This window comes from Flaviaestuariibacter terrae (genome assembly GCF_054777635.1).
The window spans coordinates 1,206,574-1,229,992 of the sequence record NZ_BAAHAL010000008.1; the positions used below are offsets into that span (position 1 = coordinate 1,206,574).

At 60.2% G+C, this 23,419-nt stretch carries 16 protein-coding genes; 12 read left to right on the forward strand and 4 right to left on the reverse strand.

Going from position 1 to position 23,419, the window contains the following annotated elements; translation table 11 throughout:
* The first annotated feature begins 59 nt into the window (after positions 1-59).
* The 9 genes from ACYU7Z_RS13360 (at position 60) to ACYU7Z_RS13400 (ending at position 15,683) form a co-directional block, all read left to right on the forward strand.
* Entirely contained in the window at positions 60-1,094 is a 1,035-nt protein-coding gene (locus ACYU7Z_RS13360; RefSeq protein WP_460571252.1) for a FecR family protein, read from the forward strand.
* 91 nt (positions 1,095-1,185) lie between these two features.
* Complete coding sequence (locus tag ACYU7Z_RS13365) at positions 1,186-4,497, forward strand: TonB-dependent receptor (RefSeq protein ID WP_460571254.1); 3,312 nt, start codon at positions 1,186-1,188, stop codon at positions 4,495-4,497.
* Positions 4,498-4,500: 3 nt separating this feature from the next.
* Entirely contained in the window at positions 4,501-6,030 is a 1,530-nt protein-coding gene (locus tag ACYU7Z_RS13370; RefSeq protein ID WP_460571256.1) for a RagB/SusD family nutrient uptake outer membrane protein, read from the forward strand.
* A 51-nt stretch (positions 6,031-6,081) separates the two neighbouring features.
* Positions 6,082-7,008, forward strand: a complete 927-nt coding sequence (locus ACYU7Z_RS13375) for a hypothetical protein (protein WP_460571258.1) — start codon at positions 6,082-6,084, stop codon at positions 7,006-7,008.
* Positions 7,009-7,064: 56 nt separating this feature from the next.
* Positions 7,065-8,738 (forward strand): glucoamylase family protein, encoded by a 1,674-nt coding sequence (locus ACYU7Z_RS13380; protein ID WP_460571260.1) that lies wholly within the window; start codon positions 7,065-7,067, stop codon positions 8,736-8,738.
* A gap of 11 nt (positions 8,739-8,749) precedes the next feature.
* On the forward strand, positions 8,750-10,057 hold the full coding sequence (locus ACYU7Z_RS13385; RefSeq protein WP_460571262.1) for a glucoamylase family protein: 1,308 nt from the start codon (positions 8,750-8,752) through the stop codon (positions 10,055-10,057).
* Positions 10,054-11,808, forward strand: coding sequence for a family 43 glycosylhydrolase (locus ACYU7Z_RS13390; protein ID WP_460571264.1), 1,755 nt, complete (start codon positions 10,054-10,056; stop codon positions 11,806-11,808). Before ACYU7Z_RS13385 ends, ACYU7Z_RS13390 begins: the two co-directional genes overlap by 4 nt.
* Positions 11,809-11,930: 122 nt before the next feature.
* A complete protein-coding gene (gene bglX / locus ACYU7Z_RS13395; protein WP_460571266.1) occupies positions 11,931-14,213 on the forward strand; it encodes a glycoside hydrolase family 3 protein in 2,283 nt (760 codons plus the stop codon).
* A gap of 63 nt (positions 14,214-14,276) precedes the next feature.
* The gene (locus ACYU7Z_RS13400; RefSeq protein ID WP_460571268.1) at positions 14,277-15,683 is read left to right on the forward strand and encodes an Ig-like domain-containing domain; all 1,407 of its coding nucleotides are present in this window, start codon (positions 14,277-14,279) and stop codon (positions 15,681-15,683) included.
* Positions 15,684-15,757: 74 nt separating this feature from the next.
* On the opposite strand, the gene ACYU7Z_RS13405 is transcribed toward ACYU7Z_RS13400, so the two are convergent.
* Positions 15,758-16,942 carry a hypothetical protein gene (locus ACYU7Z_RS13405; protein ID WP_460571270.1) on the reverse strand — a complete coding sequence of 395 codons (1,185 nt, stop codon included), beginning with the start codon at positions 16,940-16,942 and terminating at the stop codon, positions 15,758-15,760.
* Between the two features lie 109 nt (positions 16,943-17,051).
* Here ACYU7Z_RS13405 and recR point away from each other — a divergent pair, with 109 nt between their 5' ends.
* The 3 genes from recR (at position 17,052) to metH (ending at position 21,659) form a co-directional block, all read left to right on the forward strand.
* A complete protein-coding gene (recR, locus tag ACYU7Z_RS13410) occupies positions 17,052-17,675 on the forward strand; it encodes a recombination mediator RecR (RefSeq protein ID WP_460571272.1) in 624 nt (207 codons plus the stop codon).
* A 256-nt stretch (positions 17,676-17,931) separates the two neighbouring features.
* Positions 17,932-18,969, forward strand: coding sequence for a homocysteine S-methyltransferase family protein (locus tag ACYU7Z_RS13415; RefSeq protein WP_460571274.1), 1,038 nt, complete (start codon positions 17,932-17,934; stop codon positions 18,967-18,969).
* On the forward strand, positions 18,966-21,659 hold the full coding sequence (metH, locus tag ACYU7Z_RS13420) for a methionine synthase (protein ID WP_460571276.1): 2,694 nt from the start codon (positions 18,966-18,968) through the stop codon (positions 21,657-21,659). Before ACYU7Z_RS13415 ends, metH begins: the two co-directional genes overlap by 4 nt.
* Before the next feature lie 140 nt (positions 21,660-21,799).
* Here metH and ACYU7Z_RS13425 read toward each other — a convergent pair whose 3' ends face one another.
* From ACYU7Z_RS13425 to ACYU7Z_RS13435, 3 genes are read right to left on the reverse strand one after another with little or no spacing between them, the layout of a single operon-like run.
* Complete coding sequence (locus ACYU7Z_RS13425; protein WP_460571278.1) at positions 21,800-22,417, reverse strand: HAD family hydrolase; 618 nt, start codon at positions 22,415-22,417, stop codon at positions 21,800-21,802.
* 5 nt (positions 22,418-22,422) lie between these two features.
* Entirely contained in the window at positions 22,423-23,031 is a 609-nt protein-coding gene (locus ACYU7Z_RS13430; protein WP_460571280.1) for an HAD family hydrolase, read from the reverse strand.
* Positions 23,021-23,305: a SemiSWEET family sugar transporter gene (locus tag ACYU7Z_RS13435; RefSeq protein ID WP_460571282.1), complete on the reverse strand. Its 285-nt coding sequence runs from the start codon at positions 23,303-23,305 to the stop codon at positions 23,021-23,023. The genes ACYU7Z_RS13430 and ACYU7Z_RS13435 overlap by 11 nt, the downstream gene beginning before the upstream one ends.
* Between the last annotated feature and the right edge of the window lie 114 nt (positions 23,306-23,419).

Genomic DNA, 23,419 nt, shown 5'->3' on the forward strand with positions numbered 1-23,419 from the left:
TGAATGCCCTTTAGGGGTGCTGTTCGCTTTGTGCTGTCTTGTACGATAACCCCCGCACTATGACCGAAGAGCGTTACTGGGCCTTGCTGGCCAAAAAACTCGCCGAGGAGCTGTCGCCGGAAGAAGAAGCCGAGTGGGCGCAGCTGTGCCTGCTCTTCCCGGACCTGCACTACTCGGCCCGCTCCATCGGCCAGCTGTGGGAGCGCCCTTCGGAGCCCTCGCCTGCGGCGGCCCAGGCACTCGAGCGGCACCTGAAGCGGATGGAGGCCGATGGCATAGAGGTCGTAGATGATAAAGTACTGCGGAAGCGCCGCATCCTGCACTGGCTCGTTGTACCGGCTGTTGCCCTCGTTACGATCGCCACCCTCCTGGTTCTCCGCGACATTTACACACCTGCCGAAGTTGCGGCCCGCCAGAGCGAGGTCAGCACCCGCCCCGGCTCGCGCTCGCGCGTGGTGCTCCCCGACAGCACCGTGGTGTGGCTCAACGCCGGCTCGCGCCTTACCTATGCCGAAGGCTTCGGGGTGACGCACCGGCACACCGAACTAACCGGCGAAGCCTTTTTCGACGTGACGCACAATGAAGCGCTTCCTTTTACCATCAAGGCCGGCGAAGTACGGATCAAGGTGCTCGGCACGGCCTTCAACGTGAAGGCCTACCCGGGCGAGGCGACCGAGACGAGCCTGCTCCGCGGGCATGTGCAGCTTACCCTGGCCAAGCGCCCGGGGGAGACCTACCAGGTGCGTCCCAACGAAAAGCTGGTGCTCAGTGCCCCTTCCGACACCGTTGAGGGGCATCCCCTCGTGGTGCTCCGGAGCCTGGAACATACGGCCGATAAGGGTGTGATGGAAACCGCCTGGATCGACAACAAGCTGGTATTCCGCAACGAGCCGCTCAGCCAGCTCGCCGCGCGGATGACGCGTTGGTACGGCACGCCGGTAACGGTTTACGATGAAGCGCTGGGCAAGGAGCGCGTGTCGGGCGTTTTTTCGAACGAGCCGCTGGCGCAGGCGCTCACGGAGCTGCAGCTGATCGTTCACTTCCATAAGGTGCCGCACGAAGGCGGCTTTCTGCTAATTCCCTTAAACGACTGATATATGACCCAATCCATGACCTGCCCGACCAATACATCCTGAACGGCGCTTCGTTGCTGCTTTTCTCCTTCACACTAAATCACGTTTGCTTATGAAACTTCGACTGAATACACTGCCGGGCCGGCGCTCCGCACTGCTGCGCCGCCTTGCCGTGGCACTGCTGCTGGCGCTGCTGCTGCCCGCCGCCGCCAGTGCCGGCGCGCAAAACAAACTGACCCTCGCTCTCGAAAAGGCCGACCTGCGGCAGGCCCTCCAGCTCATTGAGCAGCAAAGCGCCTACCGTTTCTTTTACAACGAAACGATCATCGCCGGCAAGCCGCCGGTGACGCTGAACGTGCGCGACGCCGAGTTGCGTACGGTGCTCGACCAGTTGCTTCCGAGCCGCGGCATCAGCTACCGCCTGCTCGATAACAACGTGGTGGTGCTGCAACCGGAGGGCGCCCCCCGCCCCCCGGCCGACCGCCCCGTCAGCGGCCGCGTGACGAACGCCGCGGGGCAGCCCCTGCCCGGGGTGTCGGTGACCGTGCCTGGCGGCCGGTCAGGAACCACCACGGATGTTGAGGGACGATTCAGCCTCAATGTACCCGACGGGGTAACCACCCTCACGTTCTCGTACGTAGGCTACCTGACGCAAACGGTGGCCATCGGCAGCAGCAACGAGGTGAACGTAACGCTCGCCGTCGTGGAGAACCAGCTCGAGAGCGTCGTAGTAGTCGGCTACGGCACGCAGCGCAAGCGCGATGTGACCGGCTCCGTATCGAACGTATCGGGAAAAGAGCTGGCGCGGCAGCCGGTGCTTACCGCCACACAGGGCATGCAGGGCAAGGTGGCCGGTGTGCAGATCATTTCCTCGGGCGCTCCCAACTCGGCGCCGGTGGTACGCATCCGCGGCACGGGCAGCATCCTCGGCGGTGTCAACCCGCTTTATGTTGTCGACGGCGTTATCACCGATGATATCCGCAACATCAACAATGCCGACATTACCTCGGTGGATGTGCTGAAAGACGCCTCCGCCGCCGCCATCTACGGGGTGCGCGCCGCCAACGGCGTTATCCTCATCACGACGCGCAAGGGCCGCGTGGGCCGGCTCTCGACAACCTACGACGCAAGCGTGGGTATGCGCCAGGCCTCGCACCTCGTGAAGATGGCCAACTCGCAGCAGTACGCCACCTATATCAACGAAGCGAGCGTCAATACCGGCAACGGCGACGTGCTGGTGGATCCTGCCGCCGTGGGCACCAACACCGACTGGTTCGGTACGATCCTCCGCAACGCTTTCTACCAGAACCATAACCTGTCCGTATCGGGCGGCACCGACCAGGTGACCTACTTCCTCAGCGCCGGGTACCTCGCCGACGAGGGCATCGTGCTTAACAGCAAATTCCGCCGCTTCACCATCCGCTCGAACAACGATTACAAGCTCTCGGATAAGTTTCGTATCAGCAGCCTCATCTCCTTCGCCAATGCCCGCACACAGGATGTGAACCTCGGCGCCGCTTACAACAATGCCTACCACGCTGCCCCGATCATCGCCTCCAAGATCGGCAGCCGCTACGGCAACACGTCGGCGTACCAGAACGTGGGCAACCCGCTGCTCGACATCGAGAACAACGACAACATCTACGCGGAAAACCGATTCCAGGGCACCGTGGCGCTCGACTTCAAGCCGGTAAGCTGGCTCACCTTCCGCACTTCCTTCGGCGTCGACCTCCTGTTTAATAACCGCACTGCCTATAACAAGCAGTTCGGCAACGACACCGTGACCTTCCTGGTTGCCGGCGGTAACCAGCGCAATGAAAAAAGCCTGCTGACGGTAGCCAACGAACGCTATCGCCGCTGGGTGTGGGACAATACCGCGACAGCGCAGCGCACCTTCGGCCGCAGCGACTTCACCCTGCTCGTTGGTACGACTGCGGAGCGCGCACTAGGCTCCTCCGATGAAGCCTCGCGCAACGGCGTCCCCGCCGATCCGAACCTGCGTTACCTGAGCCAGGGCGACGAGTCGACACAGAAGAACAACTCCTTCGCGTTCGAGCGGACCCGCACCTCCTACATCGCGCGTCTCAGCTACGCCTACAATCGGAAGTACCTCGTTACGGGAACCTTCCGCGCCGACGGCACCTCGCAGTTCACCGAGAAATATTCCTACTCGCCGGCCATCGGCCTCGGCTGGGTGATCAGCAACGAGCCCTTCATGACCAACCAGAAGCTGTTCAGCTACCTGAAGCTGCGCGCCTCCCACGGCAAGCTGGGTAACGACAACGTGCCGCTCTCGGCCAGCGTGCAAACGATCCAGAACAACCTCCCGTACTTCTTCAACGGCGTCTATAACTCGGGGATCAACTACTCCACCTTCGTGGACAAGAACATACGCTGGGAGTCGACGACGGAGACGGACCTGGGCCTTGATTTCACCGTCAAGGGCGGACGCCTGACGGGCGAGGTCGACGTTTACCGCAAGCAGGTAAAGGACGCGCTGATCCTGGTGCCGATCCTGATCGGAAGCCAGACCTACAACGTGTTCACCAACCTCGCCTCCATCGATAACAAAGGCGTGGAGCTGGCCCTCAACTGGCAGGGTCAGATCGCGAAGAAGGTGAGCTACACCCTCGGCATCAACGGCAGCTTCAACCAGAACAACGTGGTGGCGCTCCGTGGAGGCCAGGCGGTATTTTCTGGTTTCGTAGGATCGAAAGGCAGCACCACCGCTACCAACAACGACCACCCAATCAGCTCGTTCTATATGCTGGAAGCCGACGGCGTGTTTCACAACCAGAAGGAGCTCGCTGACTATGTAACATCCAACGGGACGCCGATCACCATCAACGGGCAGCCGCCGACGCTCGGCGACCTCCGCTACGTGGACCAGAACGGCGACGGAAAGATCGACGACAACGACCGCATCTATGCCGGCTCGTACCTGCCCAAGGTGACGCTGGGCCTTAACAGCTCGTTTACCTATAAGAACTTCGACCTGAGCATCGCCATCTACAGCGCGCTGGGCAGCAAGATCTATAACGGTAAAAAGGCGGCGCGCTTCAACCAGCGCGACAACGTGGAAGCAAGCGTGGCCGACGACCGCTGGACCTTCAGCAACTATGCCTCCGACGTGCCGCGCGCCAACCTCAATGCGCTGCCGCATTCGACCTACTTCCTTGAGTCGGGCAGCTTCGCGCGGATCAACAACCTCACGCTCGGCTACACCGTTTCGGGCGATCGCTGGAGCCGCTGGGGTGTCAAGGGCCTGCGTGTGTATGTAACAGCGCAGAACCTGGCCACCTTCACGAAGTATTCGGGCTTCACACCCGAGCTCGCGAGCGCTGATCCGCTCAGCCAGGGCATCGAGCTCAATGCTTACCCGACCACCCGTACCTATGCTTTCGGCGTAAATCTAAACTTCTGACGTATGAAGCGATCCATCAAAAACATACTCTGCCTGTCGCTTCCGGTTGCGCTGGCCTTCTCGTTCAGCAACTGCAAGCGCAGCTTCCTCGACGTGGCGCCGCAAGGCGAGCTCACGGAAAATGCCATCGCCGGCGACCCGACGATCGCCCGCAGGCTCGTTACCGGGGTGTACAGCCAATTATACCAGGGCGGCTTCGGCGACGACGTCCACGGCATCATCTACTGCATGGCCACCGACGTGGCATCCGACGACGCCGACAAGGGCAGCACGCCGGGCGACCAGGCACCCGAGGGCGTCGGCTTCGACAACTTTACCACCGATCTCAACAGCCGCAACTTTTATGTTGACCGTCTCTGGAACGGGCATTACCGCGGCATCAACAGCGCCAACAACGCGCTGAAGGTGCTGGAGAACAGCTCTATCGATAATGTGACCAAGCGCACGCTCATCGGCGAAGTGAAATTCCTCCGGGCCTATTTCTACTTCAACCTCGTACGCCTCTTCGGCGGCGTCCCGCTGTCGCTCCGCGTACCCAACGACCTGGCGGATGCCAACAGCGACGAATTCAACGTACGTGCTACGAAAGACCAGGTGTACAACGCCATCATCAACGACCTGCAGTATGGCGTGGACAGCCTGCCGATGAAGGGCGACCCCGGCACCGAGGCGGGACGCGCCAACAAGGGTGCCGCGCAAAGCCTGCTCGCGAAGGTGTACCTGTACCAGCGCAACTACCAGAAGGCTTACGAGCTCTCCGATGCGGTGATCGCCTCGGGACGCTACGGCCTCGTGACCAACTACGCGCAGAACTTCCGCAACAAGGCTGCCGCCGACAACAATCTGGAGTCGATCTTCGAGATCCAGACCGGCGCCGACGCCAACTGCAGCGCCGCGGTTCCGTTTTACGTGGTGGCACAGGGTCCGCGTGCCGGTGGTGCCGGTGGCTGGGCCGACCTTGGTTTCGGGCTGAACACGCCGAGCGACAACCTCGCCAACGCCTACGAGGCGAACGACGTACGCAAGGCCGCGACCATCATCTTCGTACCGCTTGGCGGCACCACGCTCTGGGATGGCTTCCGCGTTCCGGGCCGCGACTCGGTGCAGAACGACCGCTACAACTACAAAGCTTACTTCGGCCGCCGCGTGGACCCGTATTGCGGCAGCGGCAATACCGACCGCCTGCCCAAGAATGTCAAGATCATGCGGTATGCCGAGGTGCTGCTGATCCACGCCGAGGCGGGACTGCAGTCGGGGCATGCGAGCGAGGCGCAGAACGACCTCAACGCGATCCGCCAGCGCGCGGGTCTCACAAGCGTTCCGGCCACGCAGCAGTCGGTGTGGAACGAGCGCCGCTTCGAGCTGGCGATGGAGCAGGACCGCTTCTTCGACATCGTACGCCAGGGGCGCGCGGGCACGATTCTTCGTGCACTGGGTAAGAACTTCGTGGACGGCAAGAATGAAGTATTCCCGATCCCGCAGACGCAGATCGACCTGAGTGGCGGGCGGATCACCCAGAACAACGGCTATTAAAACCTATTTCAACTCTTTTATTCATTTTCTAAATTTTAAACTGCAACACTTATGAACAAGATGACCAGCCGACTCAGTGTTGGCGCACTCTGCCTCCTCCTTGGTGGCATGACGATCACTTCCTGCAAGAAGAAAGACACCGTTGCTCCGCCGGATCCCATCGGTGGCTTCAACAACTCGAACGAAGTGGGCGCCTCTTCGCTGAAAGCACACTGGACCTTCAACGGCACGCTGAACGAAGGCATTTCGAACACGGCGCCGCAGAACAGCACCGGCACGTCGTATGTAACCGGACCCGGCGGCAGCCAGGCACTGAGCCTCAGCAACGGCTACGTGCTGTACCCGACGATCGCCGCGCTGAACGTTGCCAACATCGGCAGCATCACCGTGAGCGCCTGGGTGAAGACCGCCAACAACGGCACCACGGCTACCACGAGCGTGTTTGCCCTCACACAGGCCGCCGGCACGCAGAGCGACTGGAACACCGGCCCGGTGAACATGTACCTGGAGAACAACAAGCCCGTTGCCTACAACGACACACTGGTGTTTCACTCCGCCTTCAGCACGTACTCGAACGGCAGCCGCCGCGGTGGTGACAACATCAACGACTACGGCGTTCGTGAAACGGACTTCAAAACCGTTAAAGGTGCCAACCGCTGGGTGCACTACGTGATGCGCTACGATGGTGTTGGCTCGAACATCGACATCTTCGCCGACGGCGTACTCGTGTCGAACAACAACTTCCGCCACCGCACCGACGGCACGCCCCCGGTAGGCCTTGGCAGCATGGTCGGCACACCTCCGTACCAGGCGCTGGTCGGCGCCTTCCCGAATGCCAACACGGGCTTCGCGAACTCGGCCGCTCAAACCTGGCAGGGTCTCTTCAACGGCCAGATCGACGAGCTGCGCGTATGGTACTCGGCACTCAGCGATGCCGACATCAGCGCCCTCTACCAGCTGGAGAAAGTAGGCCGCTAATCTTTTCTTTTAAGCCGGGACAACGACTTCGTTGTCCCGGTTTTTACTAATCCCATATGAAACGCACGCTTCCGATCCTTCTCCTTTGTACTCTTATCTTTTCCTGCAAGCAGAAAAAAGAGGATACCGTCACGCCGGCACCGGTGACGCCGGGCTCCTTTGGCCTGGCAACCTTACAGGTGGCTGGTGTAACAAGCACCGGTCTTGCCGCCTACGGTGTGCCGCTCCAGGCTCCGCAGGTCCGGCTTTCGTTTTCCGCGCCCGTCGACCGGGCTACGGTGAGCAGCGGGCTCACGTTTCAAAGCAGCAACGGCGGCAACGTTCCCTACCAGCTTAGCTACGCCGGCAGCGACAGCATCCTGCAGCTGCAGGTACAGGGCGCCCTCCAACCGCTGACGCGCTACAACATTACACTCAGCAACGGCCTTCACTCGGCGCAGGGCGGCGAGTACTCACCGGCAACAGGCATTGCCCTTTTTACGGGTATCGACTCGAGCGATAAGTTCCCGGTCATCTCCGATACGGCACTCGTGGAGCAAACGCAGCAACAGGCTTTCCGGTATTTCTACGATTTTGGTCACCCCGTAAGCGGCCTTGCGCGCGAGCGCAACACGTCGGGCGATGTGGTGACAACGGGTGGCTCGGGCTTCGGCATCATGGCCCTGCTCGTAGGCGCACAACGCAACTTTATAACTCGTGCTCAGTCCCTGCAACGACTGCAAACGATCGTGGGCTTTCTCAGGAACACGGCGCAAACTTTTCACGGCGCCTACCCGCACTGGCTCAATGGTGCCAGCGGCGTGGTGATTCCCTTCGGCTCCAATGACAATGGCGCCGACCTCGTGGAGACTTCTTACCTCGTACAGGGATTGCTCTGTGCGCGCCAATACTTCAACGGCAGCGACGCCTCCGAGACAGCCCTCCGCAGCGACATCAACACGATCGTTGACGGCGTGGAATGGGACTGGTTTCGCAAGAACGGCGAGCAGGTGCTGTACTGGCACTGGAGCCCCAGCGGCGGCTGGGTGATGAACATGCAGATCCGCGGCTGGAACGAATGCCTCATTACGTACGTGCTGGCTGCTTCCTCGCGCACCCACAGCATCCCGCGCAGCGTGTACGACCAGGGATGGGCGCAGAACGGCGGCATCCGCAACGGCAGCAGCTACTACGGGCATGTGCTCCCGGTAGGGCCGGCCTATGGAGGACCGCTCTTCTTTTCGCATTATTCCTTCCTCGGCATCAACCCCAACGGGCTGAGCGATGCCTATGCCAACTATACCACGCAGGTGGTGAATCATACGCTGATCAACCACGACTATTGCGTGGCCAATCCAAAACATTATTACGGCTACAGCGACGCGAGCTGGGGCCTTACTGCAAGCGATATCCCGAATGGCTATACCGCCTCATCGCCCACGAACGATGTAGGGGTGATCGCCCCGACGGCAGCGCTGTCGTCGTTCCCATACACACCCACCGAATCGATGAAAGCCCTGCGCTTTTTCTATTATAAACTGGGCGACCGCCTCTGGGGCGCCTATGGCCCGCATGATGCCTTCCGCCTGCAGGATCCCTGGTTTGCGGACTCCTACCTCGCCATCGACCAGGGCCCCATCGTGGTAATGATGGAAAACTACCGCAGCGGCTTGCTCTGGAACCTGTTTACGAGCTGTCCCGAAGTGAAGACCGGCATGCGGAACCTGGGCTTCCAGGCCCCTTACCTGTAAAACGAACTGCTATGAACCGAACGCGCTCCCTGCTTACTGCTGTTCTCCTGTTTTGTTCGATGGCCGGCCACGCGCAGCCGGCAACACTTTCGGACAACGCGCTGCTGGATACCGTGCAAAAAGCATCGCTCCGTTACTTCTGGGATTTTGCCCACCCGGTGAGCGGGCTGGCGCGCGAGCGGAGCAACAACACGTTCGGCTACGGCAACGAAGTGGTGACCACCGGTGGCACGGGCTTTGGCGTGATGGCGCTTATCGCCGGTGCCGACCGCGGCTTTGTCGGTCGCGATACGCTGGCGCGGCACCTGCTCAAGATGGTCAACTTCCTGGCCAGGGCCGATGCGTATCATGGCGTGTTCCCGCACTGGCTCAATGGTGCGACCGGCAAAACGATTCCCTTCAGCCGCAAGGATGATGGCGCCGACCTCGTGGAGACTTCCTACCTGATGCAGGGCCTGCTCTGCGCGCGACAATACTTCGACCGCGATACGCCGCTGGAGCGTGAGTTGCGCAACCGCATCAACTGGCTGTGGAACGACGTGGAGTGGAACTGGTTTACCAAGGGAGGCGAAGATGTGCTGTACTGGCACTGGAGCCCCAACAACGGCTGGTCGATGAACTTCCCGATACGCGGGTTCAACGAATGCCTGATTGTATATATACTGGCGGCCTCGGGCGAGCGCTATCCAGTACCGGCATCCGTGTACCACCGGGGCTGGGCACAAAGCAATTTTTTCAGGAACGGCAGAACCTTCCTCGGGACAGAACTTCCGCTTGGCTTCGACTGGGGCGGGCCGCTCTTTTTCAGTCAATATTCTTTCATGGGCCTCGACCCGCATGGACTCCAGGATAACTATGCCGATTACTGGAAACAGGTAACGGCGCATACGAAGATCAACCACGATTACTGCGTGCAGAACCCGAAAGGCTACAAAGGCTATGGCCCCGACTGCTGGGGGCTGACGGCCTCCGACTCCTGGGTCGGCTATGCCGCGCACTCACCAACAGAGGACCTGGGGGTGATCTCGCCCACGGCGGCGCTGTCGGCATATCCATATTTGCCCGCTGAGTCGATGCGGGCGCTCCGGTATTTCTACGGTCCGATGCGCGAAAAGATCTGGGGACCTTATGGCTTCCGCGATGCCTTCAGCGAAAGCAAGAACTGGGTTGCCGACTCGTACCTCGCTATCGACCAGGGACCGATCGTGGCCATGATCGAAAACGGGCGCAGCGGGCTCCTGTGGAAGCTGTTCATGAGCTGCCCCGAGATCCAGGGCGGGCTGCGCAAACTGAATTTTAAAAGTCCTTACCTGAAATGAGGCCCCGCATTTTCTTACTGCTGCTGTTGCTCGCATGCCTGCTGCCTGCGGGCGCGCAGCGTACTTACTGCAACCCGCTCAACATCGACTACGGCTACACGCCCATTCCCGCCTTTACGGAATGGGGGAAGCACCGCGCCACGGCCGATCCCGTCATCGTGAATTACAAGGGCGACTATTACCTCTTCTCCACCAACCAGTGGGGCTACTGGTGGAGCAGCGACCTCGCTCACTGGAACTACGTAGCACATCGCTTTCTGCGCCCCTGGAACACAGGTACCTACGACGAGCTCTGCGCGCCTGCCGTCGGGATCATTGGTGATACGATGCTCGTATTCGGCTCTACCTACACACGCAACTTCAGCATCTGGATGAGCACAGATCCGAAGGGCAACGAGTGGAAACCGCTGGTCGACTCTTTCGACATCGGCGGCTGGGACCCGGCCTTTTTTACGAATGATGATGGCCGGCTCTATATGTACAACGGGTCGTCGAACCGCTACCCGCTGTATGGCATCGAGCTGAACCGCAAGACCATGCAGCCGATCGGCACGCGGCAGGAGATGTACCTGCTGGAGCCCTGGCGCTACGGCTGGCAGCGTTTCGGCGAGTACCTGGACAACACCTTCCTCGATCCCTTTATCGAAGGAGCCTGGATGACGAAGCACGGTGGAAAATACTACCTGCAATATGGCGCGCCCGGCACCGAGTTTAGCGGCTATGCCGACGGCGTGCTGAAAGGCGAGGGGCCGCTGGGTCCGTTCACACCGCAGCCCGAACCGCTTTCGTGGAAAGCCGGCGGCTTCGCGCGCGGCGCCGGCCATGGCGCCACCTTCCAGGATCGCTGGAACAACTACTGGCATGTGTCGACGATCGGCATCTCCGTCAAGAACAACTTCGAGCGCCGCATCGGCCTCTGGCCCGCGGGCTTCGACAGCAGCGGCGTCATGTATTGCAACACGGCCTTCGGCGATTACCCGCACTACCTGCCTTCCGCGCCAAGACCTGACGGCTACAGCCCTGCCGGAGACGGTGGTTTTACCGGCTGGATGCTGCTTAATTACAACAAGCCCGTGCAGGTGAGCAGCACGCTCGGGAGCTACAGCGCCAACAACGCCGTGGACGAAAGCATCAAGACCTATTGGAGCGCCGAAACCGCGAACAGGGGCGAATGGCTGCAAAGCGACCTGGGCCGTATTTGTACGGTATGGGCCTTGCAGGTCAACTATGCCGACCAGGACGCGGAGTTCCTCGGCAAGAGCAGCGGCGTGTACCATCAATACGTATTGAAGGCTTCTGTCGATGGGCGGCGCTGGTCTGTGATCGCCGACAAGAGCCGCAACCGGAGCGACGTGCCGCACGATTACGTGGAGCTCGCGGCGCCGGTGCAGGCACGCTACATCCGCATCGAGAACATCCATATGCCTACGGGGAAGTTTGCGCTGAGCGGGCTGCGCGTGTTCGGCAATGCAGCCATCACCCCACCGCCGCCACCGAAAAGCTTCTTCGTGCTCCGCACCGAGAAAGACAAGCGCAGTGCCTGGATCAAATGGTCGCCGGTGGATGGGGCCACGGGTTACAATATTTACATCGGCACCGAGCCGGGCAAGCTGTATAGCAACATCCTGTTGTACGGGGTCAACGAATATTATTTCAAGGGAATGGACAGACAGCGGCCCTACTACTTCCGCATCGAGGCCTTCAACGAGGGCGGCGCAGGAGCGCGGTCGGAGCTGGTTCGGGTGGAATGAGCAGCAGCACTACATCAATACTACATCAGCCTGGTAATTCATCGCTGCGGCTATGTTTCTGAAGAATCCAACAGCCTTCCTTTGCAAACAAAACACGGACATCTTTTATTCAACCGATACGTATGAACCAACTTCTGAATCGCTTTGCCGCCTGCTGCCTGCTCCTGCTTTCGGGCACCTGTGTGTTTGCACAGGCGAAGCCGGCCGACATGAACCGTTATGTAAGCGCGCTGATGAAGCGGATGACGCTCGATGAAAAGATCGGGCAGCTCAACCTGCTTACCCCCGGCGGCGGTGTGGCCACAGGTGCCGTGGTCAGCTCCGACGTGGAAAATAAGATCCGCCGCGGGCAGGTGGGTGGCCTCTTCGGCGTCATCGGCGCCGACAAGATCCGCCAGGCGCAGCAACTCGCTGTTACCGGCAGCCGCCTGAAGATCCCCCTGATCTTCGGCTCCGACGTGATTCACGGCTATAAGACCACCTGGCCCATCCCGCTGGCGCTGTCGTGCAGTTGGGATACGGCTATGGTGGAAGAAAGCGCGCGGATGGCCGCCGACGAAGCCACTTCGGACGGACTTTGCTGGGCCTTCTCGCCGATGGTCGACATTGCCCGCGACCCGCGCTGGGGCCGCGTTGCCGAAGGTGCGGGCGAGGATCCTTATCTCGGGAGCAAGCTGTCGGCTGCCATGGTACGTGGCTACCAGGGCAAAGACCTTTCGGCCGACAACACGCTCATGGCCTGCGTGAAGCACTTCGCGCTCTACGGCGCTGCCGAGGGTGGCCGCGATTATAATACCACCGACATGAGCCGCATCAAGATGTACGAATATTACCTGCCGCCCTACAAGGCTGCCGTTGACGCGGGTGTAGGCAGCGTGATGAGCTCCTTCAACGAGATCGATGGCATTCCCGCCACCGCCAACCGCTGGCTGATGACCGACCTGCTGCGCCGGCAGTGGGGCTTCAAAGGCTTCGTGGTGACCGACTACACCGCTATCAATGAAATGATCGAGCACGGCATGGGCGACCTGCAGGAAGTGTCGCGGCTGGCGCTGAAGGCCGGCATCGACATGGACATGGTAGGCGAAGGCTTTCTTACCACGCTCCAGAAGTCGCTCAAGGAAGGTAAGGTGACGCTGGCCGATATCGACGCCGCCTGCCGCCGCGTTCTAGAGGCCAAGTACAAACTCGGGCTCTTTGCGGACCCGTTTCGCTATTGCGATGCGGCGCGCGCGCAGCGTACCGTGCAAAGCGCAGCGATGCGCGCTGCCGCCCGCCGCTATGCCGCACACTCGGCCGTGCTGCTCAAGAATGAACGCAACCTGCTGCCGCTGCAACAGCGCGGAACCATCGCTCTCATTGGGCCGCTGGCCAACAACCGCAGCAACATGCTCGGCACCTGGGCGGTGAGCGGCGACGCGCAGCTGTCGGTTCCCATCTACGAAGCCCTGCGCCGCGAGAGTGCTGTGAACGTGCTCTATGCAAAGGGCGCCAACATTACCGACGACACGGCACTGGCGAAGCGCGCCAATGTGTTCGGCGAGCGCGTCGACATCAGCAGCGCCACGCCGCAGCAACTGCTCGATTCCGCCATTGCAGTTGCCGCCAGTGCCGACGTGATCGTAGCCGTAGTAGGTGAGGCATCCGAGTTTACCGGTGAAGCGGCAAGCCGCTCGGACATCGGGCTGCCGGCCTCGCAGCAGCGCCTGCTCACGGCACTCAAGGCTACCGGCAAGCCGCTCGTGGTTGTGCTGATGAGCGGCCGCCCGCTGACGATCGAGAACGAGTCGCGCCAGGCCGACGCCCTGCTCCAGTACTGGTTCCCGGGGCACGAGGCCGGGAACGCGCTGGCCGATTTGCTCTTCGGCCGCTACAATCCTTCGGGCCATCTTACCATGAGCTGGCCGCGCAACGTGGGCCAGGTGCCGGTGTACTACAACCACAAGAACACGGGCCGCCCGCAGCCGGCGGGCGAGGGACAGAAGTTCCGCTCCAACTACCTCGACGTATCGAACGACCCGCTGTATGCCTTTGGTTACGGCCTCAGCTATACGCAGTTTACCTACAGCCCGCTCACGATCGACAAGCAGCGGATCCGCGCCGGCGAAACGCTCACGGCTACCGTCACCGTTACCAACAGCGGGCAGTACGACGGCGAGGAGGTCGTTCAATTGTACATCGCCGATCCGGTAGCCTCCGTGACACAGCCCGTTCAAAAACTAAAAGCCTTCCAGAAGGTCTTCCTCAAAAAGGGTGAATCGCGGGTTGTCCGCTTCCCGGTGACGGTGGAGCAGCTCAGGTTTTTCAACAGCGACCTGAAGTGGGTGGCCGAGCCGGGACAGTTCCGCGTGCTGGTGGGGCCCTCGTCGGACCGCACCCAGTCGGCTTCCTTTGTGCTCCAGTAGGCCGGGAAGATTATTGAATCCTTAGCAGGGCCGCCGCCGGAAAGAGTTTATGTTTGTCGCACGATGAAACGTATCTCCTTCCTGGCGGCGGCTTTTCTATTGCTGCTGTTGGCGCACATCGGGAACTCCTGCGCCAACATCGTTCCGCCCGCGGGCGGCCCCAAAGACAGCCTGCCCCCGCGGCTCGTGAAGGCCACGCCGGCCGACTCCAGCACCAACGTCAGCGCCAAGACCATCGAGCTCACCTTCAACGAGTATATCGACCTGCAGGACACGCGGAACAACCTTACCGTGTCGCCGATGTACGAAATCCAGCCGGAGATATCGGCGAAGCTGCGTACGCTGACCATCAAGCTTAAAGACACGCTCGAGCCCAACACGACCTATACCTTCAACTTCGGCAACGCAATCCGCGACATCACCGAGAACAACGTGCTGCGTGGTTTTGCCTATACGTTCTCCACCGGCCCCGCACTCGACTCGCTGAGCCTCAGCGGCACCGTCACGCTGGCCGAAACGGGCGGCACCGACACCACGATGCTCGTGGAGCTGTACCGCAACCTCGACGACAGCGCCGTTGTGAAGCAGGGACCCCGCTACATCACCCACCCCGACCCGCAGGGACGCTTTGTGTTTCACAACCTGCCCGCCGGCACGTTTGCCGTATATGCGCTCGAGGACAAGAACAACCGCCGCTACCTCGCCAAGTCGCAACTGTTTGGCTTTATCGATTCATCCGTGCATACCGGGAGCCGTCCGGCGCCCCTCGAGATCCATGCCTACCGCGAAGCCGCTGCGGCAGCGACGGGTGCTGCAGGAGCCCCCCGCGCGCCCGTTCAGCCCGCCACCGACCGCCGTCTCAAATACAATACACCGGGCGGCCCGCAGGATCTGTTCGGCAGCTACCGAATCAGCTTCGACAATAAGCTGAAGAAATTCGACAGCAGCAGGATCCGCCTGCTGCAGGACAGTAGTACTACGGTCGTTCCGCGTGTCCGTCTCGACAGCACGGGCCGCGTGCTGAGCCTCTCCACCACCTGGAACCCGGGCTCGGCCTACACGCTGATCCTGGAGAAGGATTTTGCTACCGACAGCACGGGGCGCAGCCAGCTACGCAACGATACGCTGCACTTCAGCGCGAAGCGGAGCACCGATTACGGCAAGCTGCGTCTTCGCTTCCGCAATGCCGTAGCGGGAACTCACCCCGTGCTCCAGTTCGTTCAAAACGGCAACGTCGTGTATTCTGCCTCCATCGCCGGCGGCGTGCTTAACAACGACCTGTTTGCACCGGGCGATTACGAGCTGCGTGTGCTTTTCGACCGCAACGGCAATGGGCAGTGGGATCCGGGGCACTTCTTCGGCGAGCGGCGCCAGCCCGAGATCGTGAAGCCGATCGAGCGGCGGCTGACGGTGAAGGCCGATATCGAAAACGAGATCGAGATCGCCGTTCCGGATGCGCCGGCCAGGTAGCCGGAAGGAACAACATACACAGGAACAACAAAGCCCGCCGGAAGGACGGGCTTTGTTATGATCCGTGTCTTTCGTCAGAAGCGGACTCCCGCGTAAAGAAGGAAAGACCGGATACTCTCGTTGCGCGAGGGCAACTGGTAGTCGGCCGAAACGAACAGCGGTCCGAAACGCAGGCCGGCATTGAGTTGCAGGTCGAGTGCGCTTTGGTTACCCAGTTGCTCGATGTTGGTTCGTTCCACCGACGAACGCATATAGGCGATGCCGGGTCCGACATACAGCTGCACGGGGCCGGCGGCACGCTGGTAATTGAAAGAAACGGTCGTGCGAATTGTTTTGAGATTTCGGGCTTCGTAGTAGATCGTGCTTGCAGGCAGCGACACCTTGCCCGAATACGAAAAGTGGTCGTAGCTGAAGCCGAGGCGGAAGAAGAAATGCTGCAGGCGGTTTTGCTCGCTCAATTCGATTCCGGCTGTATAGACCGGGGCGATGGAGTTGGCCGGCTCGGGTGTCTTCGCCATGTAGTTGGTTGACGGAAGATCGACCCGGTTGCGGATGATGCCCGCGCCGACATACACGTGCAGCTTGACGCCCCGCATCAGCTGCGTGCGCTGGCTGCGGCTGAGGTCCTTATCGTTGTTCAGTTTTGGAATGATGCGGAGCAGGTCTTCGGCGGTATACTCGGCGTTGCGCACCTGGTCGGCGAGCGCACCGTCTTTGTCGGCCACATAGAGAAAAAGCTGGTTGCGAAAACCACGGCGCGTTTCGATGTTCCGGTTGGAAGGGTCGCCGACATAGCCGATGCGGAATTCAAGCTCGCTGAACACGCCGGAGCTGTCGCGGACGATGTAGTGAAACTTCGCCGGGTCCTGGAGCTCGTAGAGGGAGAGGATGCGCCCGGCGTACAGTTGGCGCAGCAACACGCGGCGCTGTGTGCGTGGGCTGCCGCTGATCATTCCGAGCGAGGACAGCTCAACCGGCGAGTCGTCGAGCAGGAGGTCGGTGGCGACATAGCTGTCGCTGCCGTCGATGAAAAAGGCGCTGAGCTCGCTGACGGTATACTCGCGGGAGGCGACGCCATCGCCGCTGCGGAAGGAGATGCTTTGGGGGTTTACGCTCCACTGGCGGTCATCGACCTGGCCGCGGAGCGAATCGCCGCCGCGCTCGATTACGAGGGCCGGCCGCCAGTTGCGCTGGGCGGACAGGGCCAGGGAAAGAACAAGAAAAAAGGATACGGCGAGGGTACGGACGGGTAGGGTCATAGCAGTTGATTGAGGGCGCCAAAAATAGCGTTTTCAGCGCCCTTTTGTAACCATTTTTTAGCATCGCCTGGCCCCTCAATCCGGCGATAAAAAAGTAAATTTGTGGCTTATGCAATTCTCCTCGGCCCTCCTGGAAAATACGGTCAACGAATTCGCCAAACTGCCCGGTATTGGCCGAAAAACGGCCCTCCGGCTCGTGTTGCACCTGCTCAAGCAGGAGCCCGAAGAAGTGCAGCAATTCAGCGATGTGCTGAGCCGGATGCGCACCGAGATCAAGTTCTGCAATCGCTGCCACAACGTGGCGGATGCCGATATCTGCTCCATCTGCGCCAACTCGATGCGCAAGCAGGACGTTATCTGCGTGGTCGAGAACATCCGCGACGTTATTGCCCTCGAAAGCACGCAGCAATTCAGCGGCACCTATCATGTGCTCGGCGGCGTTATCTCGCCGCTTGACGGCATCGGTCCGGGGCAACTTAATATCGACACCCTCCTGCACCGCATCGGCAAGGAAGAAACCTCCGAGCTGATCTTCGCCCTCAGTCCGACCATCCAGGGCGACACCACCATCTACTACATCCAGAAAAAGCTTCCCGCCAGCGTGCGCATCACCACCATCGCACGCGGCATCGCCTTCGGTGGCGAGCTCGAATACGCCGACGAAATGACCCTCGCCCGCTCCCTGCAAAACCGCCTTCCGATAGAGAGCTATGTCTCGCAGGCCGGGCGCTAAGGCGCTGATGCGCATTGAATATTGAATAATAACTATTGAATATTGCATAAGGAGTTAGCCGCTCCCTATTCAATAGCATTATTCAATAGTTATTATTCAATGGCGGCCTCCGCCTTATCTTTGCGCTTTCAAGCGGATTTGTTTATTGTTCGGCTCTACAGAACTAATAAACGCAGGAAAGTCTCTTCCCCACGATTTCCCATCGTTTTATTAGTCGTTTGCGAGCTATAGACCGGTCCGGTAAAATCCGAATTGTATGGTAGCAATACACGACGCCCTCCGCGAGCGTATCCTCATCATCGATGGCGCCATGGGCACCATGATCCAGCGGCATCATCTCGAGGAAGCCGATTACCGCGGCGAACGCTTCAAAGACTGGCCTTCCGACCTCAAGGGCAACAACGACCTGCTCTGCCTCACGCAGCCGCAGATCGTTAAAGATATTCACCGCCAGTACCTTGAGGCCGGCGCCGATATCATCGAAACAAACTCCTTCAACGCGCAGCGCGTCTCCCTTGCCGACTACGGCATGGAATCGCTTGCCTATGAACTGAACGTTGCCGCAGCCCGTTTGGCCAAAGAAGCGGTACAGGAGTTCCGGGCAACACAACTCCAGACTTCAAACAGCAAACTCCAAACTGGCTTCGTCGCAGGCGCCATCGGCCCGATGAATAAAACCCTGTCGCTGTCGCCCGACGTCAACAATCCGGGCTTTCGCGCGCTCTCTTTCGACGAGGCTGCCGATGCTTATTACGAGCAGGTGAAAGGCCTCGTTGATGGCGGCGCCGACCTGCTGCTGGTAGAAACGATCTTCGACACGCTCAATGCGAAGGCGGCGATCTTCGCCATACGCAAATACTTCCGCGAGAGCGGTAAGGAGCCGCTGCCCATCATGATCTCGGGCACCATTACCGATGCCTCGGGCCGCACGCTCAGCGGGCAGACGCTCGAAGCATTCTATACCTCGGTGCGGCATGCCCGCCCGCTCAGCATCGGGCTCAACTGCGCGCTGGGCGCAAAGGAAATGCGGCCGCATGTCGAAGAGCTCAGCACGCTCGCCGAATGCTTTACGTCGGCCTATCCCAATGCCGGCCTGCCCAACGCCATGGGCGAGTACGACGAGCAGCCCGAAGACACGGCACACTTTATCGAGGAGTGGGCCAAAGAAGGCTTCGTCAACATTGTTGGCGGCTGCTGCGGCACGACCCCCGACCATATCCGCCACATCGCGGAGCATGTAAAAAACCTGAAGCCCCGACCATTACCGACCTTAGAAAAAGAACTTACTACGTGAACGAATCCGTGATACATCCCTACCTGCGCCTGGCCGGCCTCGAGCCGCTGGTGCTACGCCCGGAAAGCAATTTTATCAACGTCGGTGAGCGCACCAACGTTACGGGCTCGAAGAAGTTTGCCCGCCTTATCCGCGAAAACAAATACGAGGAAGCCCTCTCCGTGGCCCGCCAGCAGGTGGAAAGCGGCGCGCAGGTACTCGACGTCAATATGGACGATGCGCTCCTCGACGGCGTGCAGGCCATGACCACCTACCTCAACCTCGTTCAGGCCGAGCCCGATATCGCGCGCGTGCCGCTGATGATCGACTCGTCGAAGTTCAGCATCATCGAAGCGGGCCTTAAATGCGTGCAGGGCAAGTGCATCGTCAATTCCATTTCGATGAAGGAAGGCGAAGCGGAGTTTATCCGCCAGGCCAACACCTGCCTCGATTACGGCGCCTCCGTGGTGGTGATGGCCTTCGACGAGCAGGGCCAGGCCGACACACTCCAGCGTCGCATCGACATCTGCAGCCGCGCCTACCGTATTCTTACGGAGACGGTGGGCTTCGAGCCGCAGGATATCATCTTCGACCCCAACATCTTCGCGGTGGCCACGGGCATCGAGGAGCACAATAATTACGCGGTTGATTTCATCGAGGCCACGCGTATCATCAAGCAGCGGTTCCCGCTTGTGAAGGTGAGCGGCGGCGTCAGCAACGTGTCTTTCTCGTTCCGCGGCAACGACCCGGTGCGCGAAGCCATTCATTCCGTGTTCCTGCTGCACGCCATCCGTGCCGGCATGGACATGGGCATCGTCAATGCGGGGCAGCTCGTGGTGTACGACGAGATCGAGCCGCAGCTCCGTGAACTTTGCGAGGACGTAGTGCTCAACCGCCGTCCCGATGCAACGGAGCGCCTTGTTGCCTTTGCCGAGACAGTGAAAGCAAAGGGCAAGGAGCCCGTGAAAGACGAGGCCTGGCGCGCTGCCAGTGTAGAGGAGCGCCTCAAGCACGCGCTCGTGAACGGCATCACCGATTTTATCGACGCAGACACCGAGGAGGCGCGGCTGAAGTACCCGAAGCCGCTCGACGTCATTGAAGGCCCGCTGATGGCCGGCATGGACGTCGTGGGCGACCTGTTCGGGTCGGGCAAGATGTTCCTGCCGCAGGTGGTGAAGAGCGCACGGGTGATGAAGAAATCCGTGGCCGTGCTCACCCCATATATTGAAAAAGAAAAAGAGGAGCGTGCCGCCCGCGGCGAGATCGCACCGGCGGGCGCGGCAAAAGTGCTGATGGCTACCGTGAAGGGCGACGTGCACGATATCGGCAAGAACATCGTCGGCGTCGTGCTCGCCTGCAACGGCTACGAGGTGATCGACCTCGGTGTGATGGTGCCGGCCGACAAGATCCTGGAAACCGCGCAGAAAGAAGGCGTCGATGTAATCGGCCTCTCGGGGCTCATCACGCCTTCGCTCGACGAGATGGTGCACATCGCCCGCGAGCTGAAGCGCCGCGGTATGAAGCAGCCATTGCTCATTGGTGGCGCCACCACCTCGCGCACGCACACCGCGGTGAAGATCGCGCCCGAATACGACGGCGGCGTGGTACACGTTCTCGATGCCTCGCGCAGCGTTACCGTGGTAAGCAACCTGCTCAACAAGGAAAACGGTAAAAGCTTCCTCCGCGATACGCGTGCCGAGTACGATACCGTCCGCGACCAGTTTCTCGGCCGCCAGCGCCAGAAAGTACTGATTCCTTACGAAGAGGCCGTAGTCACCAAGGAGCGTTTCGACTGGAAGGCCTACCAGCCCGTGAAGCCGAAGGTGGATGGCGTGAAGGTGTTCCATGATTACGACCTTGCAACGATCGCCCGCTATATCGACTGGGGTCCGTTCTTTATTGGCTGGGAGATGCCCGGCCGCTTCCCCGAGGTGCTGAGCGACCCGATCTTCGGGGCTGAGGCAACGCGCCTGCACAACGACGCACTGAAGATGGTGGACACGATCGTGAAGGAAAAATGGTTCACGGCCAACGGGGTTATCGGCTTCTGGCCCGCGCTTTCGAATGGACGCGATACGATCACCGTTCAAACCGAGGGCGGCCCTGTGCAGCTTGAAAGCCTTCGCCAGCAGATCAAGAAAGCGATCGGGCAACCGAGCTATTCGCTGGCTGATTTTGTAAAACCCGGAGAAGGCGCACAGGGCGTCGATTACATGGGCGCATTTGCGGTTACCGTCGATGGTGCCCGCGGCCACATCGACCGCTTTGCGGCGGAGCACGACGAATACAACAAGATACTTGTACAAATACTGGCCGACCGCTTCGTGGAAGCCTTTGCGGAATGCCTGCACGAGCAGGTGCGCAAGGAATACTGGGGCTACGCGCCGGATGAAAGCCTCGACAACAAGGAGTTGATCCACGAGGAGTACCGCGGCATTCGTCCGGCACCGGGCTACCCGGCCTGCCCCGATCATACGGAGAAGCTGAAGCTTTTCTCGTTGCTCAACGTTACCGAGAACATCGGCATCGAGCTCACCGAAAGCCTCGCCATGAACCCGCCGGCCTCGGTGTGCGGCTGGTATTTCGCGCATCCGCAAAGCCACTACTTCGGCCTCGGCAAGATCGGCCGCGACCAGCTGGAAGACTATGCCGGGCGCAAGGGCATGACGATCGAAGAGGCGGAGCGCTGGCTAAGGCCGGTACTCGAGTAATGAGAGATGAGTAAATGAGTAATGAGTAGGACAAAGCCGTCGCTGTGCGCCGCTTCGTCCTTGCGAGCGCAGCGCTCCAAAGTCTTGGAGCAAACCGTTGCCTTACGCAGCGTGTTGCGACATGAAGAGAGTTCATGTCTCTATTCCTGCAGGATGCCCCGGCTCCTGAGCTCTTCATCCAGCTGTTCCGGCGAGCGGAACCAGATGCATTGAAGACCCAGGGCAGCGGCGGCATCGATGTTGCGCTTGTTGTCGTCGATAAACAGTGTGGATGCGGGCTCCAGGCCAAAGCGGTCGAGGATAAGCTGGTAGAATTCAGGGGCGGGCTTGCGCATCTTTTCCTCGCCGCTCACCACGCGCCCATCGAACCAGTGGAGGAAATCGTAGCGCTCCAGCGCGATCGGGAAAAGCTCGGCGCTCCAGTTGGTCAGGGCATACACGGGATAGCGCCCCGACTCTTTGAGCCGGCGTAAGACGTCTACCGTGCCTTCGATAGGCCCGCCGAGCATTTCCTCCCAGCGGCCATAATAAGCTTCTATGTGTTCCTTCCATTCGGGGTGCCGCTCTACCAGCAGTTGGGTGGCTTCCTGCAGCGGACGGCCGGCATCCTGCTCCTCGTTCCAATCGGGTGTGCAGATCTGCGCGTAGAAAAACGCCTTGTCGTCGGGGCGGCCTTCGAAGACCTTATCGAATACATAGTCGGGATTCCAGTCGACGAGTACGCCGCCCAGGTCGAAGATGATGCTGTTGATGTTCATAGTTGTCAGAGGATGCCCCGCAGCACGAGGTCGCGGCAAAGCCCTTCAGGATTTTTGAAATGAATGGCGTCCATGCCGAGCGCAGCTGCCGTAGCGATATTAACCTCCTTGTCGTCGATAAAGACGCAGTGCTCCGCCTTCAGCCCGTAGCGTTGCAACAGGCGCAGGTAGATATTGGGCTCGGGCTTTGTCAGTCCTTCAGCACCACTCAGTATGATGCCGTCGAACCAGGCCAGGAAGGGAAAGTCCCCGCGCGACTGATCGAAAAGCTCGGCACTCCAGTTGCTGAGGGCAAACTGGGGATAGCCTTTGGCGTGTAGCTCCGACAGTATTTCTACGGAACCGGCGATGCTGCCCTGGAACATTTCCTTCCAGCGCGAATAGAAAGCCCGGATCGGATGCTCCCAGCCCGGGTGCTTTTTCAGGAGCTCCTCCGTGGCTTCGGCGGTCGGGCGGCCGCTGTCGACCGTGTTGTGCCATTCCATCGTGCACACGTTCTGCAGGAACCACTCGCGCTCCTTCGGGTCGCCGATGATCTTGTCATAGAGGTAGCGCGGGCTCCAGTCGACCAGCACATTGCCCAGGTCCCAGACGATATTTATATCAGGCTTCATGAACGGGCTCGCTGTGCTGTTTGCCAAAACGGACTTTGAAGTACAGCATGATCAGCGAAAATACGAGCACCATGCTGTTGGTGTAAATGATGGGAACGCTCTTTTTTACAATCCCGTACACCAGCCACAGGATCACGCTGATGGTTGCGAAGGTGAACATGAGCAGGGAGATGTCGGCGGCCGACTTCGTGCGCCAGGTCTTGATGACCTGCGGCAGGAAGGTAATGGCGGAGATGGAGCCGGCGATCATGCCGAGGATTTCAATGAATTCCATGATGCTTGTTTCTGGGGCCTAAGGTACGCCGTTGCTGTATGCGACCGCGGTCTGTCATTGCGTGCGCAGCGAAGCAACGCCGCCAGCCCGAAGGCTTTGCCGGTTCGATAACCT